Raw genomic sequence first — 24,602 nt, forward strand, 5'->3', positions numbered from 1 at the left:
TACTGGCCTTAATTGGATACACCAACCAGCTTGTTTAGCAAATTGCCAGGTGCCGCGCAGGTCTTGCGTGATTCGGCGAACTTTGCGGCTTGAAGCCAGCGCTCTTCTGGAAATGTGTTGGCAACCTTTGCGCTGCTGAAGCCGCAAGTAATCATTGAGGCAAACTGGTCTGGTAAAACATGCCCACCAGCGCGTATATCTCCTTCAAAACGATAGCGTTCACGAATGAGTTTAGCTTGTGTAAAACCCCGGCCATCCCGGAACTTCGGAAAATCGATCAGGACAAGCGCTGCTGCGGGTAAAAACTCGGCAATATCGCTAACAGGGTTATCAGGATTTAACCATATTCCTTTCTGTATCGGCAGGTTTTCAATTTCAGCCCATCGGGCAAGTGGAATCACAATATTGCCGTTGGCGGGGATAGGGTCTTCAGCACCCACATATTGCCATTGATCATTGATGAATTGTCCAAATTTATTTACCAGCAGCATTGAGTGCCTCCTTGAATGGTGCAGCGCCAATACGACGATAGGTCTGCAGGAAAGTTTCATCGCTTGTGCGTTCACGAAGATAAATGTTCATGATTTCCTCAATCACTACAGGAACGTCTTCAAAAGTAACCGAGGACCCCAGGATTTTGCCTACTACAGCATTTTCATCGGCAGACCCGCCAAGCGTGATTTGATAGAACTCCTCGCCGTTTTTATCTACACCCAAAATGCCGATATTCGCGATGTGGTGGTGGGCACAGGCATTGATGCAACCTGAAATATTAAGCGTGAGCTTGCCTAAGTCATGCTCGATGTTCTTTTTATGAATCATCACGGCAACCTCTTGGGCGACAGGAATCGAGCGCGCGTTGGCCAGGCTGCAGTAATCCATGCCTGGGCAGGCAATCATGTCGGTGATCAGGCCTATATTGTCTGTAGCCAGATTAGCCTGGGTTAATGCCTGCCAAACTTCAAAAAGATGTTCTTTTTTTACATGAGGCAGTACCAGATTTTGTTCATGGGTGACCCTGATTTCATTCAGTGAGAACTGTTCGGCCAATTTTGCAACCAGATCCATTTCATCGGCACTGAGATCGCCAGGAATCCCCCCTTGCGGTTTCAGGGAAATAACTGCGCTGATATAAGCGGCTTGCTTGTGTTGGTAAGTGTTTTGTTTGACCCAGCGCGCAAAGGCCGCGTTGTTTTTGAGTGCCGCTTCAAACACCGGAAACGGGCCGCTATCAGTGTCAAAAACAGGGCTCACAAATCGGGCATTGAAATGTGCAACCAATTCATTGTGTACCAGTGGGCGATCATCAGGCAGGGAATTAAATTCTTCCTCAATCATGCGGATGAAATTTTCCGGTTTAAGTTCCCGGACCAAAATCTTGATGCGTGCCTTGTATAGATTGTCACGACGGCCAAGGGCGTTGTATACGCGTACGATTGCTTCAACATATTTAAGCAGGTCCTGTTGCGGCAACCATGCCCTGACCTTGGTGGCCACAATGGGTGTTCGACCCAGGCCACCTCCTGCATGCACTTCAAAGCCTGTTTCGCCCGCTTCGTTTTTCAGGACCCTTAAGCCAATATCATGAAAGCGGATGGCTGCCCTGTCGTTGGCGCTACCGGTAATGGCAATCTTGAATTTGCGGGGCAAATAAGTGAACTCAGGGTGGTCAGTAGACCACTGGCGCAGGATTTCCGCATAAACGCGAGGATCCAGGTCCTCATCAAATGCGGCACCGGCAAATTGGTCGGTAGTTACGTTGCGTATGCAATTGCCGCTGGTCTGGATGGCATGCAAGTCTACATCGGCCAAGGCGGACAAGACGTCAGCGGCCTGGTCTAGCCGAATCCAGTTGAATTGGATGTTCTGGCGCGTTGTAAAATGACCGTATCCTTTGTCATAAGTACGGGCAATATAGGCAAGCTGTTTTAACTGTTCGGCACTTAAGGCGCCATAAGGAATAGCGACCCTGAGCATATAGGCATGCAGCTGTAAATACAGGCCATTCATGAGGCGATAGGTCTTGAATTCGTCTTCGGTCAGCTCTCCGCTTAAGCGGCGTTGAACCTGCTCGCCAAAAAAACGGGCACGGTTTTTCAGGAATGCATGCTCATCGTCATCATATTGGTAAATACCTGCTTTGCTATTGGCTTGACGAGGTTGCAGTGTCTTGCTGTAAGCGGGGCTGCCATTATTGGCATCCCCGGATTGCTTGCCCAGATCAGGACGAACCGAAGGACCTTTGCTACGGATACGTTCTTTATAGTCACAGGGGACGGGAATATTGTTTTCCCGGGTTGCCGGTAACTCCTGAACGCCGACGACGAAATTTTGGTTGCTGGCCTGCTGTGCCGTGTTACGGGCTGCTTCCAGGCTTTCTTTGTCGAATAATGAGGCTAGTTGTAGCTCTTGTACCCATTCATTATTTTCTCCCAGCCAAACAACAATCCCGTCATGTAGACGGTTTGCCGAGAAAAGTGTCAGTTCAGCTGTATTGCCCATTAATTAAACTCCTTAGGTACTGCCAATCATTGCAGTACCCATATTCATCATGAAAACCACTGGACGATGTTGATTTTCATTTTTATTCAATGAGTTAAAAAAAGTTTTAGACATTGATCCAGTGGTTGAAAATTGTTACGAGCCTTTTTTATAAGTATTGGTTATATAAAAATAACTGTGATATATCAAAAAAACTCATATAAATTCGAAAAAAACAAAGATTTACTTATACTTTATACAATTTTCAGGCCATTCTCTACTCACTTGATATAAAAGAAAGTCATAAAAAAAGATTTTTTGGATATATATAAGCATTAATGGGCTTGTCCGCCAGGCCAATTATTCAGGCCGCGAGAGGGAGCTTATGCTTTGTGCTTATGAATTGTTGTTTTTATATGGAAAATAAGCGGCTGATTTGCTTTGAAAGGGCATCATGGCGTTTAAGCCTGTTGAGTGAGCTGATTTTCTGTAAAGAGAAATTAATAATGGCAATCCAAAATGATTGCCATTATTAACAGTGCACTTACACCAGAATGTGTACGCGCAAGTAGAGTGGGGCTGATTGCCTTAATTAATAACCAGCTTGACCGTTGAGGGTGCAATGTTGACGTTATTCAGGGCGGCATCTAGCAGCTCTTCGGGGGTTTTTGGCGATTCCGGGGTTTGGTCGGTCGAATCAATATCCAGTTTTTTCACCAGAAGCTTTTTGATTTCAGTAATATTTTGTGGGATTGGGTCGTATTGGTCTAGCGCAAGCTTTTCAGTGATGCCGTCCATGTTTTCGTAAGAAATGTAGCGTGACATAAAGTGCCTTTTTTTAAGATTGAGACCTATCTTGATGATCGTCGGTCAATGAGTATTGATTGTGTTGCCATCTTAACATCGAAAGTTAATTGGCCTATTACAGTTTAGGAGCTTTGGTAACTTGGTAATGTTGACGGTAAAATTCCCATTCTTCAATTTCTTTTCCATTTGGAAATTGGCAAACTCCATATTGGCCATTTGTCCCTTCTTTGATGATTATTTTTCCCCCTTTTTGATTGCAAAAAATTGAAGCCGGATTGGCCATATTAAGAGGTGGGGTGGAAGAACATGCCGAAAGCATCAATACACCAAAAACAAGATACCGTGTGATTTTCATCATGAATTCCTTTGACAGGCTAGGTGGGTGTACGATTAAATATCAGACTTTCTGAATGATCCTGAAGATTAAAAGGTGGATGGCTCAGGAAAGAAAAATGATATTGGTAAATAATATGGAAATTTTAACCGCAAGTAAAGATGACGGGTAAAAGGATAAAGCAGGGTAAAGCAAGATAAAAAACGGACACAGGAAAAACCATGGTCCGTTTAAAATCGGTGTTAGCCGACTACGAAAGGGGAAAAATAAAGTTGACTAAAACAGGTATGATGAATGCCGGAAAAATGCACGTTAAAGTTCACGCAGTGACTTGTGCTAACGATAAATTATTCAGTATTAGGGAGTCTGAAGATGATTGATGGATTGATTGCCGGAAAAATTTTCGGTCAGCCCAAGCAAGGTCAGGGTAAAAATGGTTCTTATGTAACGGCCAAGGTACGTGCGGCAACCGAGCAAGATACTATTTTTGTCAATATTATTTGCTTTAACCAGCCGGCTTGCTCGCAGTTGCTTGCCTTGCAGGATGGAGACAGCGTGTCGGTGGCGGGTTCACTTACTCCCAGGGTATGGGATTCTCAAGATGGCCCCAGGCCTGTGCTGGATATGGTTGCCCATGCAGTCCTATCGGCTTATCACGTCAGGAGAAAGCGTGATGAAGTTCAAGGTGCCAGAAACCATGGCAGACAGGATGATTTTAATGATGATTTTGAGGAAGCGTGATTCAGCATAATGATATTTTTCTTCAAGATAAAGAAAGATGTCATGTTACATGGGTAAGATACGTGCTTTAATGAATAAGTCTTTGCTGTTTGAGAGGCTCTTTTAGATAAATGAAGAAGGAGAAATCAATGGCAGTAACCTTTTTTTTGGCGTTCGACCTGAGTAGTGGTAATGCGGAAAAACATTTGGCCCTGTATGATGAATTGGATCGCCTGGGGGCCCAGCGGGCTTTAAAATCTTTTTGGTGGGTGAGGCTGGACGATTTTACAAGTTCGACTTTTCGTACTTATATCAAGCAGTTTCTGGATGAACAGGATCGCGTTTTTATTATCAAGAATGGTGGTTGGGCGGCATTCCGCCCTGAAACGAATCCCTTGGACAATTAATAATTATCAAATTTATTGTGTCCTTGTATGGCATGCGTGACAGCAATCAGGCAATTTTCATCAAACTGTCTTCAGGTGCGATATGAGGGGATTCAACAACACCTATTTCAAGGAATTCCATAAGCTGGTTGGTTAGCAGGTTGGGTACCCAGGATGTTGTGGCTTTGTTCCACGTTGGTTCATTGAGATAAGCATACAAGGTCCCATTATTATCTATGGCCAGATATTTATAGCCTTCAGGGACATTTATTTTTAAATTAAAGTATTTAATCTTATGTTCTTTGGGGATGAAATTCATCTTTGTCTCATGAAAATATAGATTTATGAATGAAAGACGAGGTCTTGCATTGCTATGCAGTATCCTCAAATATTGATCTTTTGTTTAAAACGTTGAATATAAACCAAATTTTTGAATTAGTACTATTAATGATATAAAGTTAATAATATTTAACACTTTTTATAAAAAATCGTTGTCCCGTCTTGAGTATTTGCTTAAATCTGAACTAAATAAAGCAGAAGATTGATCTATCTTATGTTTTTCTAATAACGGGATTTACGCAGCTAAAGGCAAGGCCTACACTAAGGGCTCAGTGATTCGTATCATTGTTAGCGCAATTTATGCCAGGGCTTGTCTAGCCCTGGTTTTTTTTGCCCAATAGTTTCCTGATGATCAAATATAAGGTACAGTCAATGCCAATAGATAAAAACAGGAGATGGAGACATGGCGTCAAAAGAAGAAATCATTGCCTTCCTGAAAAAGGATTTTCCCCAGAATAAATGTATTGTGGAAGGTGTGGGTGAAAAATTTTCCCGGATAAGATGGCCGGTCAGTCATGAGGACTTGCGACCAGGTGGAACGGTATCGGGACCATCGTTAATGACAGCAGCTGATGTTGCTTTATATGTGGCCATCCTGGGTGAAATCGGAATTGTACCTTTGGCCGTTACCACCAATCTTAATATTTCTTTTTTAAGAAAGCCCTCACCTGACAGGGATCTTATTGCAGAGTGCCGGTTGATCAAGCTGGGGCGGACCCTTGCGATGGGCGATGTCTTTATCTACTCCGATGGAAGCGCACAGGCGGTGGCGCATGCAGTGGGTACTTATGCCATTCCCGGACATGATAAACAGAGTCAGGAAAATACAATTTGATATCGGCTGGCAGAGCCTGGTGAGTCTTGTCCACTAGGCAATAGGGCGGGTGCCTCAATCAAGATTCATGCTGGTTGCTAGTTTGATTGGCTTCGAGCAGTGCTTTGATGGCAGTTTGGGTTTTGATGGCCAGACCCAGGATATGGGTGTAATAATCGCAAACGGCCTGATAGCTTAAATAGCTAATGTCTTGCTGGTTGCTTATTTCTTGCGGTAATGCCATTAGTTGGTCATGTATTTCACGGGCTTGCTCAATTGAGCATGCAGAATGAAGGAAGGGATATTCGTCCTGCTCCCAATGCCAGAAATCCGAAATTTGTTCGATGCCGGTTAATTGTTGGAAATAATGTTCCAGTTGTCTGGTACCTGGCGGGTAAGTATTGAATATTTTGTGGGATTGTTCGTCATTGAAGTAGGTGGCAACACGGTCACGCCATTGTTCGCCAGCCAGTGACCAGGCTGCCAGTTCGTCTTGGCTGTTGTTTATATCAATGGCAATGGTTTTTCTGATGGACAGGGGTAATTGTGTGGCAGATGATGCCGTCTCCAGATTGCGGTAAAAAGCCTCTTGCCCAAGGTTAAAACAATAGGTTTGCCAATAACTGCAAAGTAATACAGTGATGGATTTAAGCAAAGGGCTGGCAGTGGCATTCGGCTCATTGGAAGCCAGTTCCAGTAAAGGATAAATATCATCACTAATATTTTTTATAAAGGTAGTGGTGGTTACCGGACAAAATAACGCGTCGCTTTCCATATCGTCGATTTCTGTGATGGTTTGGTTCATCAGTATCCTTTCTGTTAGTGCGGCAATTATACAAGCATGTCGGTGATGGGGAAGCCGGTTTCAGGATTCTTTCGGGCAATTGCGTTTTTTGCCAGGCAAGGCTTAATCATTGCATTTATTGATTGGTGAGCGCAAAAGATAATACCGCCCACAGGCGGTACTATCTTTATAAATGGATTTTGAGTTGCTTTTATTATTTATATAAAACCTCGGGAAGCCATAAACCTATCTGCGGGAAAACATAAAGCAAGAACAAGGCCAGTATCTGGATGCCCATAAACGGCAGCATCCCCAGGAATATTTGGTTCAGGGTGACGTGTGGTGGTGCTACCCCTTTTAAATAGAAAGCGGACATGGCTACGGGAGGTGAAAGGAAGGCGGTTTGCAGGTTTAGGGCCACCAGAATGCCAAAAAAGAGCGGGTCTATATTATAGTGGGCCAGCAAAGGCAGGAAAATGGGCATGAAGATGACAATGATTTCGGTCCACTCAAGGGGCCAGCCCAGCAGGAAAATAACAATTTGTGCCATGATCATGAATTCAACAGGTGTTAAATCCATGGATAAAACCCAGGCATTAATAATTTCCTGGCCCCCCAACAGGGCAAAGGCTGCGGAGAAAATGCTGGAGCCTACAAACAGCCAGCATACCATGGCGCTGGTTTTTGCCGTCAAGTAAACCGATTCTTTCAGCATGGGCATATTCAAGCGGCGATAGGCAACTGCCAGCAGCAGTCCGCCTAGTGCACCCATGGCAGCGGCTTCAGATGGCGTGGCAAAACCAAATACAATACTGCCCAGCACGGCCAGAATCAGAATAGCCAGCGGAAAGAAGGAGGCCAGGAGCATTTTGAAAATTTCCAGCCGGGCAAAGGTAAAAAAAACATAAAAAACAATTAACAGGAGCAGGCCGGCAAGAAAAATAACCCAGAACATCATGGGAGCACTGGTTCTTTCTGGCTTGGTAACGGCTTCGGCTTGGGAGGTTAAGGCTTCTGGCGCTGGTGTTTGTGCCATGGGTTCAGCCCCGGGTGGTTCACTTAACGCACCAGGAGGCTCTGCCAGTCCACCGGCACCGGGTGGCTCTGCGAGACCGCTACTGTAATTGTCTAGCGATGTATTAAATGAGCCGAATCCCATTTCCTGAAGCTCATAGGTTTGTTGGGTTGCTGGGGCTGTAATAATCCCATAGGTAATACCCATGGCACCAAAGAAAACGATGGCAGGCAATAAGGTAATGAAAAGTTGATAAAGCAATGATTTTGCCGTTATGCCGTCATTTCGCTTGCCTTTGAGGGCAGTTAACAGGCCAGGTAGGGCTTTATTGGTGATTGAGTTTTTTATTTTTTCTGCGAACTCGGGCAGTGTAATGCGTCTTTCTTCTTCCGACAGAGGGGGAGCCATCTTTGGATTGAGCTTTGCCATGATGATTACGTATACAACATAAAGCACGGCCAGCATAAGCCCCGGGAAAAAAGCAGCGGCATACAGTTTGACCACAGATACACCGGCCACTGCCCCGTATACAATTAACAATACCGATGGCGGAATCATGATACCCAGGCAACCACCAGCGGTGATGGCACCGGCCGACAACTTGACGTCATAACCCGCCTTTAGCATGGCGGGCAGAGCAAGCAGGCCCATTAGTGTTACTACGGCACCTACAATACCGGTTGCCGTAGCAAATACGGCGCAGGTAATAATGGTGGCAACAGCCAGCGAGCCAGGTATGCGGGCCATGACCAGGTGCATGCTTATGAACAGTTTTTCAATCAGGTTGGCCCGTTCAACCAGATAGCCCATAAAAATGAACAGGGGTACCGCAATCAGGACATCGTTGGTCATGACGGCGTAGGTGCGTAAAACCATCAGGTCAAGGGTTTGTTCAATGGCCAGTTGGGTACCCATATCGCGGTAGGCATATAAGGTAAAGCCAACACCCATGCCCATTAAGGTAAATGCGGTAGGAAATCCCAACATGATGGCGACCACAATCAGGGCCAGCATCAGCAGTCCCATGTGCCCGTTAGTGATGTCAGCGGGAGCAGGCATGAAAATAACCAGAGTTAAAATAATGCCGAATAAAATGGTTAGTCCGAACCAGGCTTCTTTTTTCATGTTTTTTTTCCGTTTTGTTCTGTTGTAAAGGCATCTGCTTTGTTGATGTCTTCCGTTGAAACATGAACCATGTCTTTCAGTTTATCTACATCAACTTCTTCAACATCAATATCCCTTGAAGGCCATTCACCGTTTTTCAGGCAACCTACGCATCTGACAACTTCGACAAATCCTTGTAGTAGCAGGGCAAAGCCGGCAATCGGAATAATGGCCTTGAATGGGTAAATTGGCGGGCCGTTGGCGGTAATGGTTGAGTGTTCGTTAATGATCCAGGATTCGGCGGCATAGTTGTAGCCTGCCCAAACCAGGGCAATAATGCCAGGAAAGAAAAAAATGATATACAGGAGCAGATCCAGGCTGGCTTGCAGGCGTGGTGGAAAAAAACCATACAATACATCCCCGCGGACGTGCCCGTTTTTACCCAGGGTATAGGCCCCCGCCATCATGAAAAGTGCACCATACAGCATGTTCATGACATCAAACGCCCAGGCATGGGGTTGATGCAGGGCATAACGGGAAAATACTTCATAGGAAATAAACAGGGTAAGAATAAGTGCGCACCAACTGAATGTTTGCCCTATAAAGGTGTTGAATTTATCAATAAAGCGCAATATTTTTCGCATAAGAATCGCCAGGCAGTATTGATTGGTGAAAGCAGCCTTCGTGCCGGACAGGCATGGAGGCTGCGGGAAAATGCGATGTTAATTAACCGTGTTACGGTAATTGACGAGAGGGGGTTTTATGATTTAGGGGCGGCGGGCTTGCCAAAATAATGGTTGTAAGCCATGCGACGGTTATTGTTGGTATCCATTTCCCAATTCAGGGCACGTTCGGCAAAAGCGCGTTGCGATGCTTCGATTTCCTTGAACATGGGATTACTCTCGCCTTTTTTGGCAACAATGTCATCCCAGGTGGTTAGTTGCTGCTGCAAAATGGCATCGGGAGTTTTGTAGAATTTGACGTTATCTTCGGTTTTGAGCTTGACGTAGTCTTGTGAGTAGCGATCAATTGCTTTCCAGGACATGTCAGCTGAGGCTGCTTCAACGGCATTTTCGATAATCGCTTTCATTTTGTCCGGAAGCGCATTGTATTTGTCTTTGTTGAAGGTGATTTCAAAGGTTTCGGAAGCCTGGTGAAAACTTTGCAACATGCATACTTTGGATACATCTGGGAAACCAAGCAGACGGTCGGAAGAGGCGTTGTTGAACTCTGCGCCATCTAGCAGCCCACGGTCCAGGGCGGGTACAATTTCACCACCAGGCAGTGCATTAACGGCGGCTCCCATGGCAGTGAACAGGTCAATCGCCAGGCCGTTGGTGCGGAATTTCAGTCCTTTAAGGTCTTCGGCACGGGCAATCGGTTTTTTGAACCAACCCAGTGGTTGGGTTGGCATTGGTCCGCTCAGGAACGAAACCACATTGCCACCGATGGAATCATACAGTTTGACCAGCAATTCCTTGCCGCCGCCATATTTAAACCAGGCAAGCAACATGTTGGCATCCATGCCATAGGCTGGGCCAGAAGAAAACAGGGCAAGGGCATTTTGTTTTCCGTAGCTATAACCCAGTACGCCATGGCCGCCATCAAGGGTTCCCTTGGAAACGGCATCCAATAATGCAAAGGCGGGTACAACGGCGCCAGCGGGAAGGACCTCTATTTTAAGCTCTCCGCCGGTCATGTCGTTGACTTTCTTGGCAAAATCCAGGGCGTACTCATGAAAAATGTCGACGGTTGGCCAGGTGCTTTGAAATCGGAAACTGATTGGTGTTTGAGCGCTTACAATTGCCGGGAAGCCCATGCCGACCGCAGCAGCTGTGCCGGCCGCAGCGGTGCTGAGGAATTTGCGGCGTGATTCGGTTTGGGGTGGGGGGGCGGATGTTTTTTTAGCAGGACTGTTATTTGCCATGGTTTGTCTCCTGTGTGGCTTATACAACTGGTGATCACTAATAATGATTTAGTTTGTTGTGCTACAGACTGCGACTCCAATTAAATTTATACGCACTCTAATATTCATTGTCAAGAACTATGGTCTAAGTATAAGTGCCTATATTTAAATGGAATTTTTTATATGAAAACTCATTTGGCTATTTTGATAATTGATACACATATGAAATGCAGATCAAAATTCTGTTACTGATATGAATTTTTCAACTTGATAAAAAACTGTCTTTTAGGTAGTATTTTATTTACATTTTTTTGCTTTGATCTATATCAAATAAATGCAATTTTGTATGGCATTGAAATATTTTGTAGCAATTGTGGTATTCACAATATATCAAGCCAATTTGGGTGAAGAATTATTGCTTTTATAGCTTGCTGAAATATAAAAACATACATTCTTTATTAAAAATTCTTTTGCTTGTAGAAGTTTTAATAAAGGAAAGTTATTTTTAAAACAACAAATTAGCGCTCAAAGTTGTAACTTTATATTTCAGATAAATATTAAGAAGTGTTAATTTGAATATTTTCATTTGCATCAAAAATATTTTGATAATTAGCAAATATTTATTTGTTCATTTACAAAATTGTAAAAAAAACGAGGTATCCAACGATCCTGTGTTTTTATTTTTAGAATAATTATTATTAATAACCACTATTTTTTTGCTGGTTGGGAGGGGGTTAGGGGTTTACACAGATTGATTTGTATAAGTCAATTCTTGTTTTTTTGTTTTGAGTTGGCATAATTATGGTTTGTAAACGCTTAATAAAGCATAAATTAATTGCTTTGTCATTAAGGGTTTACCACAGGATTCATAAGAATGTAGTAAATTTTTTTTATGATTTTAACTTTGTTGGCAAATTTTAATGGTAATCAGGTTTGTTGGCTAAAAGTTCAGAAGCGTGAGGAAGATTTATTGTTTGGCAAAGCGTGGATCGATGGTGTGAGTCTAATGCTCAATTAAATTGTCGCAATATTGCTAGTTTTGCCGCCTTAACATTTGCTTGTGTTTCCAGATAAATTTTAAAAGTGATCAAGAATGATGAGTATTAGTCAATCTCCCTTTATGCAGGACAACAATCTGGTGAATGAGTTAAGAGAAGTCAACTTGTCTTATTTGCTCTTGGCGCAGCGCATGTTAAGAGATGATTTCTCTAAAGGAATGTATCGTTTGGGGCTTGGCAAGGATGTTGCCGAGTTGCTGGTGGAGTTAAGTACCTCTCAGGTGTTGTCACTGGCTTCTTCAAACTCCCTGATTTGCGGGTTTCGTCTAAACGATATTGCATTGCTGAGCGCCCTAACTAAAGATGGTATGAATGGTACCCTGAAGCAGGTTCATGCTTCCATGATGCTTGCCCAGCAAGAGCCAGATAGGGTTATGCAGGAGGCTTTGTAGTGAGCGAAAAGGCGAAGGCCAAGGTAAAGCAAAAAAGTGTCCTGAAGGATGGCATGGATATTTCGCTGGCCAGCCAGATGATACAGCTGGGGGCGCGCTTGCAGGTTCTTGAGGCGGAAACCGATTTAAGCAGTGACCGTCTTTCCCGGCTGTATCATGAAATACATCATCGCTCACCCCCCAAGGGCATGTTGCCTTATTCCACTGACTGGTTCATGTCGTTTTACCAGAATATTCATGCGACCTTGTTTTACAGCATTTACCTGAATCTGGTCAGTCACACAGAGACTCAAGGGATTCAGGCTGTTATTGATGCCTATACGCTTTACCTTGAGCATGATGAGGTAAAACGTGCCTGGGACAAGCAAAGCAATGAGCCGGTGTTGAGTTTTACCCGCGCCTGGATGCTGGTTAGGTTTTTTAACAGTGATTTAATGCAGATGTCCACTTGTACACAATGCAACACTGCATTTGTAACCCATAAGCACGAGCTCGAAAATGGCTTTGTTTGTGTCATGTGCAAGCCGCCGGCCAGGATTGTTGGCATGCTTAACAAGCAAGCGACAACTTCTTATTACGGCAAATTTTAACGGTTGTCCTGGCCTGGCAGCCAATGCCCAAATGCCTTTCTGCCATATTGGTTGGTGTCGGCAAGCGTTCATGAGCTTTAGTGATTTTGTCTTGCCAGGCCTTGATTGCCTGCAATACACGGTTATTAGTCATGCAGGCAAACAAGTGGCAATCAAGTCCTATGTGCCTGCGCATCAAAGTGACATTTTCCGGTTGGATAGTGGCCGGTCTTGTGTCTAAAAAATTAAATAAATATTATTTGTTGACGTTAACAAACAGTACAGCACTGAAAATTATTAACAATTGTTGGCTGACTTAAACAGCCTGGATGGATTGCTTGAATCATGCGTAAGAATTTGCCTGTTAACGATATTGAAACATTGGTCCAGGAAGACCAGTATCTCATCTCCAAAACCGATCTCAAGGGACGTATTACTTACTGCAATCCGGCTTTTGTTGAGATAAGCGGCTTCACTCGGGAGGAGTTGATAGGCAAGCCGCATAATATTATTCGTCACCCTGATATGCCTGAACTGGCATTCCAGGATTTGTGGGAAAGCGTACAAAATAGAAAACCCTGGACGGGTCTGGTTAAAAACCGTCGCAAAGATGGCGGCTTTTACTGGGTGCTGGCCAACGTGACGCCTATCTTTCAGGGTAATGAAGTGACGGGCTATGCTTCGGTCAGGGTTAAAGCCGATTCCGATAGCATTGCCAAAGCCGAAGCCCTGTACAGGCAGGTCAACAATGGCGAGAAAATACCTTATACGATTAAACAGGGACGTAAAGTGCCGGTAGGGATTCGCCGGATGTTTGCCGGGGCAGGCCGTATTTTTCAGAAAGGATTTGCGCCTGGCCTGATGCGGGCGGCCTTGTTGTCTGTGGCGGGCATGTTGTTCCCGGCGTGGCTGGCTGCCACCCAAACCCAATTGCCCGGTGGTAACCCGACCCTCTTCGGAATCATGGCTTTGTTCATTCTTGGTATTGTGTTGCTGTCTCTGAAAATGGCCAGGGATATCAGGCAACCCATTCACGGTGCGGCTGACATTATTCGCCAGATTTCTGCAGGTAACCTGAGCAATAACGTTCATTCCATTCCTAAAAACGAGATGGGAGAGTTGTATTACTACCTGGACATGATGCGCAAGGCACTGATTGGTATTAGTGGTGAAGTCATGGTTGGTGCGGATGCGAACTCCAGGATTGTGACTGCCTTGCAGAAAAACAGCCAGACACTGGCCATGCAAACGGATGATCAGGCGGCGTCATTGCAGGAAACAGCGGCCAGCCTTGAGGAATTGACGGTTACTGTTAAACAGAACGCCGAGAATGCACGTTCGGCCAACTCGATTGCCCTGGAGGGATTGCGGGTGGCGGAAAATGGTAGTGACAAAGTCAACCAGGTCGTGCGTTCAATGGAAGAAATGAATGACAGCTCAAGAAAAATTGAAAGCATAGTCAAGATTATTGAGGATATTGCATTTCAGACCAATCTCCTGGCGATTAATGCCAGTGTGGAATCTGCGCGTGCCGGTGAGGCAGGACGCGGATTTGGGGTGGTGGCTGCCGAGGTGCGCAATTTATCGCAAAAAAGTTCTGATGCCGCTAAGGAAATCAAGGCGCTGGTTCATGCTTCGGTGGAAGATGTCACGCAAAGTTCACGTCTGGCAGAAGAGGCGGGCAGTGTGATGAAGGAAATCATGGATTCGGTGCAAGGTATGGTCAATATCATGGCTGAAATTTCCACGGCCTCGGTTGAGCAATCCAGTGGGCTGCAGCAAATCAATCTGGCGGTCAATCAGATGGATCATGCCGTGCACCAGAATTCGGCCATGGTGCAAAACCTGTCACAGACCTCTGTTGAATTGGGTCAGCAGGCACAGGAGCTTAAGCAATCCATCGGTGTGCTCAATAATATGCAGGGTTAAGCCCTGGCTAAATGCTGAAGTAAGCCGGTTTTTGCGGGCTGTTCTATTCAATAGGCGCGGCTCCTTGTCGCTACAATGATATTTTGGTCAGTTTTGGTGCCTTTGGGTACGGGTAAGGGGCTAGCGTGTTAGTCGTCATTGGATACGGTATTGTATTGGTTTGTGTTTTTGGGGCCTATATTGGTATGGGCGGGCACCTTAGTGCCCTTTTTCAGCCCCTTGAACTGCTGCTGATTGGCGGTGCCGCATTGGGTGCCTATGTGGCGGCCAACAATATGCGTTCCATCAAACAGCTGGGTAACAGCTTGATGCGGCTTTTCAGAAAAAACAAATATGACAAGGCGCTGTATCTGGAAATTCTTTCATGCCTTTTTGTCATCACTCGAAAAGCCAAAAGCGAGGGCAAGAATGTGATTGAATCGCATATCGAAGCTCCGGAAGAAAGTGATATTTTCAGCCAGTTTCCCATGGTGCTTGAGGATAAAAGGGTGCTGAATTTCATCTGTGATTATTTTCGGATGATTATTAGCAGCAACATGAGTGCTTTTGAGCTTGAGCAGCTCATGGATGAAGAAATTGACACCTGTCGCCACGAAATGAATGTGCCGGTAAAAGGGCTCAAGGCGGTGGGCGATGGTCTTCCGGCATTTGGTATTGTGGCTGCCGTGTTGGGTGTTGTTAAGGCACTCGCAGCCATTGATCAGCCCCCCGCCATTCTGGGAGACCTGATTTCCAAGGCGATGGTGGGTACCTTCCTGGGTATCTTGATGGCGTATGGTTTTGTGTATCCGGTGAGTGATGCGATCGATCGCCGTAACAACGAAAGCGTCAAGACCCTGGAGTGCATCAAAGTCACCTTGCTGGCCTATATGCACGGCTATTTGCCGGCTGTTGCGGTCGAATTTGGTCGTAAAGTCCTGTTTTCCTCGGTTCGTCCCTCATTCGCGGAGCTAGATGAGCAGGTTCAATTGTCCAAGTCAGCCAAGTAATCGTAAAGTATGTCAGGTAATGCACCTCGTATAGTTGTCCGGAAAAAACGCGCTTCACATGATGAGGGCCATTCGGGCGGTTCATGGAAGATTGCTTATGCAGACTTCATGACTGCCATGATGGCTTTTTTTCTGGTGATGTGGATTTTGTCGCTGGTGCCCAAAAGCGAACTTAAAGATCTGGCCGATTATTTCAGACGGCCGCTTATTTCAGCCGTGACCGGCGATCCTCATACGCCAGCCACCAGAAACGTGATTCCTGGCGGGGGTACGCCATCTCCGATTCCCACCAAAAGCGCCTTGCAGGAAATTACCGCCCTGATTCCGCAGGTTAGCCGTAGCGAACAGAGTGAAGATAACGAGCGTCTGGAAAACCTGAAACGCAATGTTGATTTGCAAATTGAAAACAATCCGACCCTGAAAAACTTCAAGCCACAAATGGTCATGGATATGACGCCAGAAGGTTTGCGCATTCAGATTCTGGATAATCAGCAACAGCCCATGTTTGCCACCGGCAGTGCACGGCTTAATCCGGAAATGATTTACATCCTTAAAGAGCTGGCGCCATTGCTCAATGACATGCCTAATGGGATATCCATTAGTGGCCATACCGATGCCACCCAATATGTTACCGGTGAACATGCCTATAGCAATTGGGAGCTGTCAGCGGATCGGGCAAACTCTGCCCGGCAGGCGCTGGTGAATAATGGCCTGTCTGAAAGCAAGGTAAGAAGGATACTGGGCTTGTCTTCCACGATTAACCTGGTCAAGGATGATCCGTATTCGCCCATTAACCGGCGCATCAGCATTGTGGTGCTGAATCATAAAACAGAGCAAATGCTTGAGAAAATGAATGCGTCTCCTGGTCTGAAGCAGGAAGACCTGGATGCCAGGCTGAGACAGGAAAAAGACAAGCAGGAGGGTTCTGCCACCTCATCTTTAAGCAGCATGCAAAGTCTTTCGCCTTCGATTAATTCCGCTACCCTGGCGGCACCGCCTGAAAATACCCCTGAATTGTTTGCCCGGCAGGAGCCTGTGCGGCCACAGGGCGCGGTATCAGTGGCTCAGGATGCGATTGCCGCTCCAGTGCTTGCCGGCCAGGCAATGGCTGGTCAGGTTGCCAGTGATAAGGCGGTTCAGCTGGTTCAGGGCCTGGGTGACAGCGGTTATGATATTGAGCAGATCATGCCTTCACCTGTCAGCAGGCAGGAAAGTATCCTGTGGCAGACTGCCGATACGGTTGTAGGTTCGCTGGTGGGTACCGCCACGGCAGCCATTGCTCCCTCATTGCCGCCAGAGCAGGTTTCAACCACATCGCTGGTGTCACAAAATAAAAATCAGAATTTGCCCCGGGAAACCAAGGAAATTGAAAATCCTGCCGTTAATGTAAACAGGGCGTTTGAAAATTCGCCAGCTTCAGATAAACCAGTAGTGCCAGCGAAGAAAACAACTTCAGACAAGAACAATGCTTCCGGGAAGAAGCCTGTTTCAGCCAAGGGTAATATTTCGGAGAAGAAAGCGCCTTCAACCAAACAAGCGGCTTCAACCAGGCAAGCGGCTTCAGGGAAGAAGTCGGCCTCAACACAGAAAGCGGCCCCGGTAAAGAAAGCTGCGCCGGCAAAGAAAGCGGCCCCAGCCAAAAGCGTCAATCCGGAAGTGAAGGGCGACGCCGGGAAGAAGGGAATCATCGCAAAGCAGGGAATGCCTCTGCAAAAGGCAAACCCGGATAACAAGGTTTCGTCTGTGAGTAAAAGCGGCTCCAGGAGTACCTCCGGCCCGGCCAAGCCAGGCCCTTCGACCAGAGCGGTCGAGACGGAAATTGATCTCAGGAGTATTCTTCACAACAATTTTTATCAGTGACAGACAAGGTATATGAGCAGCCCAGATTTAAGTGAGTTTCATGATACGTTTTTTGACGAGGCCCAAGAACTTCTTCAGGGTATGGAACAGACCCTGTTGTCCCTGGATCCTGAATCGCCCGATCACGAATCACTGAATGCGATTTTTCGTTGTGCCCATTCCATCAAGGGTGGAGCGGCTGCTTTTGGGGTTTTTGATGATCTGGTCAGCACAACGCATAAACTGGAAAATATTCTTGACCTGGTTCGTAATGGGAAAATGCCCCTGACGCATGAGGCGATCAGTGTTTTTCTAAAAGCCAAAGATGTGTTGTGGGACCTTGTGCAGGCTTATCGGGAGCAAAAGGAGCCTGGCAGTGAAAGCGCACGCGAATTGCTGGCCATGTTGCAACAACTAAGCGAAGCAAAACCAGCTGAAGCAAAAACAGCTACACAAAGTGTATCAGGGCAAGCCGTCCAACCTATTGAGACCGCCGTTGCCCAGGAAGAAACGCCGCCGGAAAAACCGGCAACAACACCGGATGTAGTGATTCCCGAAGGTGAAAAACTGCTTAAGGTTACCCTGTTTGATGTGTCGGAAAAAGACCGTTTGTCTTTGCATAATGAAATGGGCATTATGGGGACCCATATCCGTCAATCAAGTTCAGGCAATGAGCATTATTACTGGCTAAGTTCTGCCTTGCCCCCCGAAGACATTATTGCCGTGTGTTGCTTTGTGATTGATGAGTCACAAATTAAAGTGGAAGAAGACAAGCCTGTCGCACAACTGCCTTCTACAGAGGTCCCGGAACAGATAGCGGTAACCCCTGAACCGGTACCAACACCAGTACCAGCGACGTTGTCGTCTTCGCCTGTCGTGGAGCCCACGCCTGGTCCGACACCTGCACCCGCTTCGGCCCCCGTCCTGACGGCAAAAACCGTTAGCGCGGCACCGGTAAAACAGGCCTTGCCCAAAACAGCGGCCGCCAGTAAAGAAAGCGGCACGATTCGTGTGCCCATCCAGAAAGTCGATCAACTGGTCAATCAGGTGGGTGAGATGGTAATTAACCAGTCCATTCTGATGCAAGCCAACCAGTCACTGGACCCGATTGCACACGCCTCGTTGATCCAGGATATTGAGCATATGGGCAGTGCCTTGCGGACCCTGCAGGAAGCGATCATGGCTTTGCGCATGATGCCCATGGATTATGCCTTCGGACGGTTCCCACGGCTGGTGCGGGAAACGGCGGGCAAACTGGGCAAGCAAATTGAACTGATTACCAAGGGCGGTGGTACCGAGCTGGACAAAGGCCTGATAGAGCGCATGATAGATCCCTTGACTCACTTGATTCGCAACAGTCTCGACCATGGCATTGAAATGCCTGAAAAGCGCATTGCGTCCGATAAGGACCCGGTGGGAAAAATCACCATCAGCGCGCAGCACCAGGGCGGTCGGATCATTATTGAGGTGATTGATGATGGCGCTGGCATGGATCGAGAAAAATTAATTAACAAAGCCATTGAAAAAGGCCTGCCCGCCTCGCACAACATGACGGATGACCAGGCATTCATGCTTATTTTTGAAGCCGGATTTTCTACTGCGGAAAAAGTGACTGATGTCTCAGGTCGTGGCGTAGGCATGGATGTTGTCAAGCGTAATATCCAGGAACTGGGTGGTTTGACGCAGATCGAATCGGAAAAGGGCAAGGGCACGACAATCCGGATCTCACTGCCGCTAACGCTGGCTATTATGGATGGCATGACCGTGCAGTCGGGTAAAGAGCGGTTTGTGCTTCCCCTGAGCCATATTGTTGAATGCCTGCAACCAAGCAGTGATCAGATCCGTATTCTTGAGGAAAACAAGGCCTTGCTGTTATTGCGAGGCGAGCACTTGCCCATTATTAATTTGTGGGAAATTTTTTCTATTCCCAATACCGAGCGTGACCTGGAAAAGTCTATTATTGCCGTTTTACAGGTTGGCAAAAGCCGGTATGCGCTGGCGGTTGACCAGCTGTTGGGACAGCATCAAATCGTGGTTAAAAACCTTGAAACACATTTCAAACGGGTGCCAGGTGTTTCCGGGGCCACCATTTTGGGTGATGGCAGTGTTGCCCTGATTCTGGACGCGGCGGCCATTCTTGAGCAAAACAGGCTCGGATTGGTGCCTTATGGCTCGGGATTCAATAGCCCTGTATTACAACAAGAGAGAGTTTAAGCATGAGTCAGGAAAAAAAAGATGAGCTGAATTATCACTGTCTGGTGTTTTGTGTCGATGGGCAGGAATTTGCCATTGATATCCTGAAAGTCCAGGAAATCAGGGAATATCAGCCGGTAAACGTGACGCGCGTGGCACATATGCCTTCGTATATACAGGGGTTGATCAACCTGCGTGGGCAAATTATTCCCATTATTGACCTTCGCATCAAACTGAAAGTGAGTGAAGTGGAGTACACCCCGCAAACCGTGGTGATTATTCTGGGTTTATCAGACCGTATTGTGGGCATTGTGGTGGATAGCGTGTCAAATGTAGAGTTAATAGCCAAAAACACCATTGAACCGCCTCCCAATGTGAATAATCCTGCACCGTATTTAATTGGACTGACCACTTATAAAGACGAATTATTGCAAATAGTAGATGTTGAAAAACTGATTGATCACGAGCACTGGACGTTAAGTGACATCAACCAGGAGGCGTGATGGATGCCCTGACAAGATCGGCATGGACGGATGCCAGCTATAAGCATGCCCTGAAAATGCTCCACGATAGAAGCGGTATTATCGTGGGCGAGCATAAAATGAAATCAAGTGAGAGATTGCTTGAGGGCTTGCGTAAAGAGTTCGGTTTTGTAACCATTGACGATTTTCTGATGGCGCTGGACAAAGACAGGGATCACACCGGGTGGCCTGCGTTTATCAACAGTTTTACCATTAACCACACCGCGTTTTTCAGGGAGCCGCATCACTTTGAAATTCTGGCGCAGCATATAGAAAAGCTCCGGACCAATTGTGCCATATGGTGTGCTTCCTGTTCTACCGGGGAAGAACCCTATTCGATTGCGATGGTGCTGAATGAAATCGTGGGTGAACAGGCGGCTTGCCCCAGGATTGTGGCCACAGACATAGACAGCCAGGCGCTTAAAAGAGCCAAGGCGGGTGTTTACAGTCTTGACAGATTGACGGGTATTTCCGAAGAGCGCCTGCGCAGGCATTTTCTGAAAGGCAATAATCAATTTGATGGCAAGGCCAAAGTCAAACCGGCCTTAAGCGCCAGGGTAGAATTTTCCGAATTGAACCTGATGTCGTTTTCATGGCCAAAGCCCGCCATGTTTGACGTGATTTTCTGTCGCAATACCATGATTTATTTTGACCACGATACGCAGGTGCGTCTGGTGGCAAACTTTGCGCGTTCGATGAAGCCGGGTGGCTTATTGTTTATTGGCCACTCTGAAACCCTGGCATCTACTACAGACCAGTTTACCCTGTTGGGACAAACTGTATACAAGCGCAATAATCGTTAGTTTTAAAGCAAGAAGAAATATGACTGAGTTGAAAAAGGGATTGATCCGGGTGTTATGTGTTGATGATTCGGCACTGATGCGGAGGATTATGACTGAAGTGATTAATGCCGAGCCGGATATGGAAGTGGTGGGAACCGCCCCTGATCCGCTGGTGGCACGGGACATGATCAAGCAGCTGAATCCCGATGTGATTACGCTGGACGTGGAAATGCCCAAAATGGACGGACTGGATTTTCTTGAGCGCCTGATGCGTTTGCGTCCGATGCCGGTGGTCATGGTTTCTTCCTTAACCCAAAAACATTCAGCCATTTCCTTGCGGGCGCTTGAATTGGGTGCAGTTGAAATCGTTTCCAAACCGAATGCGCAGTCTAGCCAGTCACTTGAGGCCTATCAGCAAGAAGTGGCCGAGAAAATCCGTGCAGCCAGCCGAGCCCGTTTGAAGAAGTATATGGCGCCCGGCCAGGAGGTGCCCGTTATAAAAACACCGGGAACGGCAAGCAGTACCAGGAATGACTGGGTAGTGGCGATTGGTTCTTCTACCGGTGGTACCGAGGCCTTGTCCCGGGTGTTAACCGGTTTGCCGCGCGAGTGTCCTCCTATTGTGATTACCCAGCACATGCCGGCAGGATTTACTGCGTCATTCGTGCAAAGGCTTGACCGTACCTGCGCCCTGACCGTTCATGAAGCAAAAGGGGATGAAGTGTTGCAAAGCGGTCATGTGTACCTGGCACCCGGCAGTGTGGCGCACTTGGCCATTCGCAAGGCGGGGGGTGTTTACCGTACGGTGTTGATTGAATCCGACCCCGTCAACCGTCATCGCCCGTCGGTGGATGTCCTCTTCTCAAGTGTGGCAAGGGAAGCCGGAAAAAATGCCACCGGCATCATCTTGACAGGGATGGGTAAGGATGGAGCCCAGGGCTTGCTGGAAATGCGCAAAGCGGGGGCTGATACTTTTGTGCAAAATGAAGCAACTTGCGTGGTTTATGGTATGCCCGGTGAGGCCATGAACATTGGTGCCACTGATGAGGCGGTTGCACTTGACCAGATCGGAGAGCGTCTTTTCAAGGGTCTTTCCAGGGCGCAGTCACCGCTTAAGAGATAATAAGCAATTTTGAATATTTAAAATTAGGATAAATGCAGTATGAATAAAGATATCAGGATTCTGATTGTTGATGACTTTCCGACAATGCGCCGTATCGTGAAAAACCTGCTGAAAGATTTGGGTTTTGAAAGTGTCGATGAAGCCGAGGATGGTGCGCAGGCGTTGGGCAAATTGCGTAATGGTGTATCTGGCTATGATTTGGTGGTTTCCGACTGGAACATGCCAGTCATGGACGGGCTGACCATGCTCAAGGAAATTCGTGCGGATGAAAAACTCAAACAGATCGCTGTCCTGATGGTTACTGCAGAAGCCAAGAGTGAAAATATTGTCAGCGCCGCTAAGGCAGGCGCCGACGGCTATGTGGTCAAGCCATTTACGGCTGCTACATTGGAAGAAAACTTGCATAAGGTGTTTGAGAAAGCAAAACGCCGCATGGGCACTTGAAAATGCCAAACCCGGGATGAGCCGTAAGGCATTCTGAAAAGGAATAAAAACAATGACGAATCAAACACAATTATTAGTGGAAGATGGAGCGGATAACACCGATGCACCGGTGTATGACCGTATTGCCCATGTTACCCGTTTGTTGCGGGACAGCTTGCGTGAACTGGGTCTTGAACCCAGCGTGCAGGCTGCTGCCAAGGCCATGCCGGATGCCCAGTCACGGCTTCGTTACATTACGTCCCTGACCGAAAAAGCCGCCAATGATGTGCTGAACAGTGCAGAACTGGCCCAGACAGAACTGGGCTGCCTGAAAGCAAACGCAGGCAGGCTGGCTGAGGATTTGGGTGAAATCCTGTTGCCGGTTACCAGTGAACAGGTTGTGCTTCCTGTATCGCTGGCCAATAATGTCCAGGCTTTCCTGGCAGGTGTCAAGGATGATCTCCGGCCGGTTGATGCCGCCTTAATTGACATCATTACCGCACAGGCCTTTCAGGACCTGACAGGGCAGGTTGCCAGCAAGCTGACAGTACTGCTGGATCGCATCGAGCATGAATTGGTGCAGGTGCTGATTGAATATATGCCCGAAAAATACAGCCAGGAAATGGAAAAGGACACCGAGGCTGAAAACGCCCTGCTAAATGGTCCGGTTGTGGAGCATAAGGAAAGCGGTGGAACCGTACAAAACCAGCAACAGGTAGATGATTTGCTGGCTCAATTGGGTTTTTAAGTGTCAATGTTGTAAATTTCCCTGTCATAACAGGCGTTAAGGCAGGCTTTTCATCCCTTACTCACCCAATTGCCTTGCTGGCAAAATAGGTAAACTGATGGCAGTTTAGAATGCGCTCATTCCGGATAGCGCCATTTAACCCTACATCACAGCATGGCAGAAGATAGCGATCTCGAAAAAACCGAAGCCGCTTCCCCGCAACGATTGACCAAGGCGCGGGAAGAGGGGCAGGTTGCGCGCTCGCGAGAGCTGAATACTTGCCTTCTTTTGCTGGGTGGCGCCATAACCCTTTGGGCTAGTGGCGGTTTTTTATATGACCGCCTGGTTTATGTCATGCGCACCACCATGCATTTTGACTGGGAACCCAAGAGTGCTGTTGAAACCCTTGCGCCGGGTATGCTGGACAACTTTCTGCATGTCCTGGTGGGTTTGTCCCCGCTGTTTGTCATATTGGTGCTTATTGCCATTGGTTCTTCGGTTGCCTTGGGAGGGCTGGTTTTTTCTAGCAAGGCCCTGAGTCCCAATTTCGGGCGCATGAATTTGCTCAAGGGACTGGGACGCATGGTTAGCGCCTCAACCTGGGTTGAGTTACTAAAAACCCTGCTAAAAGCGGCCGTCATTGGTGGCGTTGGCGTGCTGGTCATCAAATCGTATTTGCCACAAATGCTGGCCCTTTCACATTTGTCTTTGCCAAGGGCCTTGGCGCAGGGCATGGAAATGGTCATGTTTTGCTGTGCGACCATTATTGCCTCCCTATTGCTGATTGCCCTTATCGATGTGCCCTGGCAGCTGTTTTCCCATTATAAAAAGCTGCGCATGAGTAAGGAAGAAGTCAAGCGTGAGCACAAGGAAAATGAAGGTGATCCGCATATCAAAGGACGGATTCGCCAGCAGCAGCGTGAAATGGCACGTCATCGCATGATGAGCAGTATTCCAGATGCCGATGTGGTGATTACCAACCCTACCCATTATGCCGTCGCACTTAAATATGAACAGGACGGAGACCGTGCCCCGTTGGTGATTGCCAAGGGAACAGGGGAAATTGCCCGTAAAATTCGTGAAATTGCGGCCGAGCACCGGGTAATACAACTGGAAGCGCCTGCCTTGGCCCGGGCCCTGTATGCTAACGTCGAGCTGGACCAGCCCATTCCTGAAGCCCTGTTTACCGCGGTTGCCCAGGTGCTTGCCTGGGTTTACCAGTTGCAGCAATACCAGCAGGGTGTTGCCGAAGAGCCGAACCGTCCCGTTAATTTACCGGTGCCTCCCGAGCTTGATCCATTATCACGGGAAGACAAGGGGTCTGCGCCGGGGCAAAACGTTTGATTCTGCATGGCTTGAATTACATA

The 24,602-nt window shown here is 47.1% G+C and carries 25 protein-coding genes; 16 read left to right on the forward strand and 9 right to left on the reverse strand.

The window, feature by feature from the left end; translation table 11 throughout:
* Positions 1-8: 8 nt before the first annotated feature.
* The 4 genes from ACM5Q9_RS02925 to ACM5Q9_RS02940 form a co-directional block, all read right to left on the reverse strand.
* Entirely contained in the window at positions 9-491 is a 483-nt protein-coding gene (locus tag ACM5Q9_RS02925; protein WP_418143232.1) for a DUF934 domain-containing protein, read from the reverse strand.
* Positions 475-2,502 (reverse strand): DUF2849 domain-containing protein, encoded by a 2,028-nt coding sequence (locus ACM5Q9_RS02930; protein ID WP_418143233.1) that lies wholly within the window; start codon positions 2,500-2,502, stop codon positions 475-477. The genes ACM5Q9_RS02925 and ACM5Q9_RS02930 overlap by 17 nt, the downstream gene beginning before the upstream one ends.
* A gap of 567 nt (positions 2,503-3,069) precedes the next feature.
* Positions 3,070-3,306 carry a hypothetical protein gene (locus ACM5Q9_RS02935; protein WP_418143234.1) on the reverse strand — a complete coding sequence of 79 codons (237 nt, stop codon included), beginning with the start codon at positions 3,304-3,306 and terminating at the stop codon, positions 3,070-3,072.
* Between the two features lie 97 nt (positions 3,307-3,403).
* Positions 3,404-3,643, reverse strand: coding sequence for a DUF333 domain-containing protein (locus tag ACM5Q9_RS02940; protein ID WP_418143235.1), 240 nt, complete (start codon positions 3,641-3,643; stop codon positions 3,404-3,406).
* Positions 3,644-3,994: 351 nt separating this feature from the next.
* Between ACM5Q9_RS02940 and ACM5Q9_RS02945 the strand changes: the two genes are divergently transcribed.
* The gene (locus tag ACM5Q9_RS02945) at positions 3,995-4,363 is read left to right on the forward strand and encodes a single-stranded DNA-binding protein (RefSeq protein ID WP_418143236.1); all 369 of its coding nucleotides are present in this window, start codon (positions 3,995-3,997) and stop codon (positions 4,361-4,363) included.
* Positions 4,364-4,491: 128 nt separating this feature from the next.
* The gene (locus ACM5Q9_RS02950; RefSeq protein WP_418143237.1) at positions 4,492-4,749 is read left to right on the forward strand and encodes a hypothetical protein; all 258 of its coding nucleotides are present in this window, start codon (positions 4,492-4,494) and stop codon (positions 4,747-4,749) included.
* Between the two features lie 46 nt (positions 4,750-4,795).
* Here the strand turns inward: ACM5Q9_RS02950 and ACM5Q9_RS02955 are convergent, their stop codons facing one another.
* Positions 4,796-5,047, reverse strand: a complete 252-nt coding sequence (locus tag ACM5Q9_RS02955; protein WP_418143238.1) for a hypothetical protein — start codon at positions 5,045-5,047, stop codon at positions 4,796-4,798.
* Between the two features lie 423 nt (positions 5,048-5,470).
* Here ACM5Q9_RS02955 and ACM5Q9_RS02960 point away from each other — a divergent pair, with 423 nt between their 5' ends.
* Positions 5,471-5,902: a PaaI family thioesterase gene (locus ACM5Q9_RS02960; protein WP_418143239.1), complete on the forward strand. Its 432-nt coding sequence runs from the start codon at positions 5,471-5,473 to the stop codon at positions 5,900-5,902.
* A gap of 58 nt (positions 5,903-5,960) precedes the next feature.
* Here ACM5Q9_RS02960 and ACM5Q9_RS02965 read toward each other — a convergent pair whose 3' ends face one another.
* From ACM5Q9_RS02965 to ACM5Q9_RS02980, 4 genes are all read right to left on the reverse strand, one after another.
* Entirely contained in the window at positions 5,961-6,686 is a 726-nt protein-coding gene (locus tag ACM5Q9_RS02965) for a hypothetical protein (protein ID WP_418143240.1), read from the reverse strand.
* Positions 6,687-6,879: 193 nt separating this feature from the next.
* Positions 6,880-8,805: a TRAP transporter large permease gene (locus ACM5Q9_RS02970; protein ID WP_418143241.1), complete on the reverse strand. Its 1,926-nt coding sequence runs from the start codon at positions 8,803-8,805 to the stop codon at positions 6,880-6,882.
* Entirely contained in the window at positions 8,802-9,428 is a 627-nt protein-coding gene (locus ACM5Q9_RS02975) for a TRAP transporter small permease subunit (RefSeq protein ID WP_418143242.1), read from the reverse strand. Before ACM5Q9_RS02975 ends, ACM5Q9_RS02970 begins: the two co-directional genes overlap by 4 nt.
* Positions 9,429-9,544: 116 nt before the next feature.
* Positions 9,545-10,711 (reverse strand): TRAP transporter substrate-binding protein, encoded by a 1,167-nt coding sequence (locus ACM5Q9_RS02980; RefSeq protein WP_418143243.1) that lies wholly within the window; start codon positions 10,709-10,711, stop codon positions 9,545-9,547.
* Between the two features lie 1,075 nt (positions 10,712-11,786).
* Here ACM5Q9_RS02980 and flhD point away from each other — a divergent pair.
* The 13 genes from flhD (at position 11,787) to flhB (ending at position 24,579) form a co-directional block, all read left to right on the forward strand.
* Positions 11,787-12,140: a flagellar transcriptional regulator FlhD gene (gene flhD / locus ACM5Q9_RS02985; protein ID WP_418143244.1), complete on the forward strand. Its 354-nt coding sequence runs from the start codon at positions 11,787-11,789 to the stop codon at positions 12,138-12,140.
* Positions 12,140-12,730, forward strand: coding sequence for a flagellar transcriptional regulator FlhC (flhC, locus tag ACM5Q9_RS02990; RefSeq protein WP_418143245.1), 591 nt, complete (start codon positions 12,140-12,142; stop codon positions 12,728-12,730). The genes flhD and flhC overlap by 1 nt, the downstream gene beginning before the upstream one ends.
* Before the next feature lie 70 nt (positions 12,731-12,800).
* Positions 12,801-12,950, forward strand: coding sequence for a hypothetical protein (locus ACM5Q9_RS02995; RefSeq protein ID WP_418143246.1), 150 nt, complete (start codon positions 12,801-12,803; stop codon positions 12,948-12,950).
* Positions 12,951-13,054: 104 nt separating this feature from the next.
* Positions 13,055-14,638 carry a methyl-accepting chemotaxis protein gene (locus ACM5Q9_RS03000; protein WP_418143247.1) on the forward strand — a complete coding sequence of 528 codons (1,584 nt, stop codon included), beginning with the start codon at positions 13,055-13,057 and terminating at the stop codon, positions 14,636-14,638.
* A gap of 125 nt (positions 14,639-14,763) precedes the next feature.
* A complete protein-coding gene (gene motA, locus ACM5Q9_RS03005; protein ID WP_418143248.1) occupies positions 14,764-15,627 on the forward strand; it encodes a flagellar motor stator protein MotA in 864 nt (287 codons plus the stop codon).
* 9 nt (positions 15,628-15,636) lie between these two features.
* Positions 15,637-17,487 (forward strand): flagellar motor protein MotB, encoded by a 1,851-nt coding sequence (gene motB / locus ACM5Q9_RS03010; RefSeq protein ID WP_418143249.1) that lies wholly within the window; start codon positions 15,637-15,639, stop codon positions 17,485-17,487.
* Between the two features lie 12 nt (positions 17,488-17,499).
* On the forward strand, positions 17,500-19,680 hold the full coding sequence (locus ACM5Q9_RS03015; protein ID WP_418143250.1) for a chemotaxis protein CheW: 2,181 nt from the start codon (positions 17,500-17,502) through the stop codon (positions 19,678-19,680).
* A 2-nt stretch (positions 19,681-19,682) separates the two neighbouring features.
* Positions 19,683-20,162 (forward strand): chemotaxis protein CheW, encoded by a 480-nt coding sequence (locus tag ACM5Q9_RS03020; protein ID WP_189385804.1) that lies wholly within the window; start codon positions 19,683-19,685, stop codon positions 20,160-20,162.
* On the forward strand, positions 20,162-20,983 hold the full coding sequence (locus ACM5Q9_RS03025; RefSeq protein WP_418143251.1) for a CheR family methyltransferase: 822 nt from the start codon (positions 20,162-20,164) through the stop codon (positions 20,981-20,983). The genes ACM5Q9_RS03020 and ACM5Q9_RS03025 overlap by 1 nt, the downstream gene beginning before the upstream one ends.
* 28 nt (positions 20,984-21,011) lie before the next feature.
* The gene (locus ACM5Q9_RS03030) at positions 21,012-22,085 is read left to right on the forward strand and encodes a protein-glutamate methylesterase/protein-glutamine glutaminase (RefSeq protein WP_418143628.1); all 1,074 of its coding nucleotides are present in this window, start codon (positions 21,012-21,014) and stop codon (positions 22,083-22,085) included.
* A 39-nt stretch (positions 22,086-22,124) separates the two neighbouring features.
* Positions 22,125-22,529, forward strand: coding sequence for a chemotaxis response regulator CheY (cheY, locus tag ACM5Q9_RS03035; protein WP_418143252.1), 405 nt, complete (start codon positions 22,125-22,127; stop codon positions 22,527-22,529).
* 52 nt (positions 22,530-22,581) lie between these two features.
* On the forward strand, positions 22,582-23,256 hold the full coding sequence (locus ACM5Q9_RS03040; protein WP_418143253.1) for a protein phosphatase CheZ: 675 nt from the start codon (positions 22,582-22,584) through the stop codon (positions 23,254-23,256).
* Positions 23,257-23,409: 153 nt separating this feature from the next.
* Positions 23,410-24,579 (forward strand): flagellar biosynthesis protein FlhB, encoded by a 1,170-nt coding sequence (gene flhB, locus ACM5Q9_RS03045; RefSeq protein ID WP_418143254.1) that lies wholly within the window; start codon positions 23,410-23,412, stop codon positions 24,577-24,579.
* The last annotated feature ends 23 nt before the right edge of the window (positions 24,580-24,602 follow it).

It is taken from the genome of Advenella sp. RU8 (assembly GCF_048381675.1).
Classification (GTDB): Bacteria; Pseudomonadota; Gammaproteobacteria; order Burkholderiales; family Burkholderiaceae_B; genus Advenella.